General features: G+C 73.3%; 1 protein-coding gene and 1 pseudogene. One reads left to right on the top strand and one right to left on the bottom strand.

From position 1 onward, the window contains the following. Positions 1-754 (bottom strand): annotated as a pseudogene (locus ACYVE9_RS21275) (asparagine synthase-related protein); the annotation flags it as partial. Positions 755-1,427: 673 nt separating this feature from the next. On the opposite strand from ACYVE9_RS21275, the gene ACYVE9_RS21280 reads away from it, so the two are divergent. Next, positions 1,428-2,861, top strand: a complete 1,434-nt coding sequence (locus ACYVE9_RS21280; protein WP_461029491.1) for an MFS transporter — start codon at positions 1,428-1,430, stop codon at positions 2,859-2,861. Positions 2,862-2,928 lie beyond the last annotated feature (67 nt).

Raw genomic sequence — 2,928 nt, forward strand, 5'->3', positions numbered from 1 at the left:
CGAGTCCGGGGATGGGGCCGGGGTCGAGGCCGTCGGGGCCCATGGCCGCGGCGTTGTCGGGCACGTGGCGGGGGGCGGCGAGGCGGACCCGTACCGCTTCGATGAGCGCGTCCCGCACTCCCTCGACGGCCTTCTCGGCTTCGGTCGGCGGGGCGGCGACGACGGTCGGCACGGCCGGTTCGTAGCTGGTGATCTCCCGGGTGCCGCCTTCGCGCAGGATCAGCGCGTGGCCGGGCGGGACGCGGCGCACCCCGTGGTAGGGCGTGGTGTCGCCGATCGCCTCGGGGGCCTCCGGGGCTGCGAGCAGTGCGCCGAGGTGTCCGACGTCCAGTTGCGCCTCGATGAGGTCGGCGAGCGGCAGGGCCGCGGTGGCGTAGGCGGTGCCGCCGGCCCAGGGGGTGTGGAAGACCGGCCGGGCGCCGGCGAGGTCGGCGGCGAGTGCGACGCGGCGGCCGATGCGGGCGACGGCCGTGTAGGAACCCGGCCAGGCGGTGAGGTGACGCAGCGCGCCACCGCGGGCCGCGAACAGGGCGACGCGCAACTGGTCGTCACTGGCTCCGCAACAGCCGAAGACGGCGAGCCGGGTGCCCGAGTCGGCCTCGATGACGCGGATCTCGTCGGGGCGCCAGTCGCCGACGGCCCACAACGGGTCGGGGTCGCCCCACAGTTGCTGGGCACCGACGGGATGCAGGTTCCGGCCGGAGACCTGGGCACTGCCTGCTGCGGTGCTGCTCCACCCCACCAACCACCGCATCGACGCCGCCTCCGCCCGTCACTCCTCGCCCGCAACTGCCGTCTCGGATCACTCCGGATGGTCTTCGGGCCCATGCTGCCACGAGACAGGCGTGTGGGAGGCGTGAAGGGGGCGTGGACATGGGTGTGTTCATGCCCGGTGAAGGTGAGGTGGCCGTCAGTCAAACAGCGACATCCGGCCAACTTCCGGTCCGCCGAGGTGGTGGGCGGGCCGATTGTGGCGTCGCTGCGGCGGGCCGGCAGCCGGCGTGGTGAACGGGAAGGGGACGTCACGGAACGTGCACGTCGGCCCGGGAGGCACTGCCGCCTCCCGGACCGGGCCACCGCTCGCGGGGATTGGAGCGGTGGCATTCCCCCAGCCCACTGGTTCCAGTTCAGCGGGCCGACCCACGCAACAACCAGGTAAACGTGTTCTTCGACTCCTGCACAGAGCGCACGGACAGGCGCACGGCCACACACCCGGGGGCACGGGATCCAGCCGCCGACCGGCACCCCGGCCCTGGCTCCGGCGTGCCGTCGGGCGCCGGACGAGCGCCGGAGCGCGGAGAGGAATCCCGCCATCCACGAAGCCGCCCCTTAACGGTAGGGATGCGGCGAACTACGCTGGGTTCACGAATGCCCCGAGCATGTTCCGCATGCGGCGGGGCGGCCGTCGGTGTGTGTCAGGGGTGCGCATGTCCAGGGAACCACGAGGGCCGAACGAGAAGCTGGGAACTGTTCTCGCATTGGCGGGGATCAGCAACGCCGGACTCGCCCGGAGGGTCAATGACCTGGGCGCTCAGCGCGGTCTGACGCTTCGTTACGACAAGACGTCGGTCGCCCGGTGGGTCTCCAAGGGCATGGTGCCGCAGGGTGCGGCGCCGCACCTGATCGCCGCGGCGATCGGCAGCAAGCTGGGCCGGCCGGTGCCGCTGCACGAGATCGGGCTCGCCGACGCCGATCCGGCGCCCGAGATCGGGCTGGCCTTTCCACGGGACGTGGGTGCGGCTGTGAAGGCCGCAACGGATCTGTACCGGCTGGATCTCGCCGGTCGCCGGGGCAACGGCAGTATCTGGCACTCGTTGGCCGGATCCTTCGCGGTGAGCGCATATGCAACGCCCGCTTCCCGCTGGTTGATAACTCCGGCGGACAGTTCGGTCGCCAGGGCCGCGGACGACGCGGCCGGCGGGCCGGGTTCCGCCGCCGGCCCGCTGCGCGTGGGGCACAGCGACGTGTCGAAGCTGCGGGAGGCGGCGGCGGAGGCTCGCCGCTGGGACTCCAAGTACGGCGGCGGGGACTGGCGTTCGTCGATGGTGCCGGAGTGCCTGCGGGTGGACGCCGCCCCGCTGCTGCTGGGCTCCTACTCGGACGAGGTGGGCCGCGCCCTGTTCGGCGCGACGGCCGAGCTGACCAGGCTGGCCGGCTGGATGGCTTTCGACACCGGGCAGCAGGAGGCGGCGCAGCGGTACTACATCCAGGCCCTGCGGTTGGCGCGGGCCGCCGCCGACGTGCCGCTGGGCGGGTACGTGCTCGCGTCGATGTCCCTCCAGGCGACGTACCGGGGGTTCGCCGACGAGGGGGTGGACCTCGCCCAGGCGGCGCTGGAACGCAACCGGGGGGTGGCGACGGCCCGGGTGATGAGCTTCTTCCACCTCGTGGAGGCCCGTGCGCAGGCCAAGTCGAACGACTCGGCGGCGTGCGCGACGGCGCTGTCCGCGGCCGAGGGCTGGCTGGAGCGGTCCCGGGAGGGCGACCCCGACCCGTCGTGGCTGGGCTTCTACAACTACGACCGGCTCGCTGCGGACGCAGCCGAGTGCTACCGGGACCTCAAGGCGCCGCGGCAGGTCCGCCGCTTCACGCAGCAGGCGCTGTCCCGGCCCACGGAGGAGTTCGTCCGCTCGCACGGCCTGCGGCTGGTGGTGTCGGCCGTCGCCGAGCTGGAGTCCGGCAACCTGGACGCGGCCTGCGCCGCCGGGGCGCTGGCGGTGGAGGTCGCGGGGCGGATCTCCTCGGTCCGCACCACCGAGTACGTGCGCGACCTGCTGAACCGCCTTGAGCCCTACGGCGACGATCCGCAGGTCGTGGAGCTGCGGGAGCGGGCCAGGCCCCTGCTGGTGACTCCCGCATGACGGCTGCCACTGCTTCTCCAGCCTGCGGCCGGGCACCCGGCGGCGGCCCGGGCGTGCGGGTACCGGG

The sequence above is a fragment of the Streptomyces sparsus genome (assembly GCF_054776295.1).

Excerpts from the sequence above, each read along its gene's own strand:
- ACYVE9_RS21280 (WP_461029491.1), top strand. The coding sequence starts at position 1,428 with ATGTCCAGGGAACCACGAGGGCCGAACGAGAAGCTGGGAACTGTTCTC.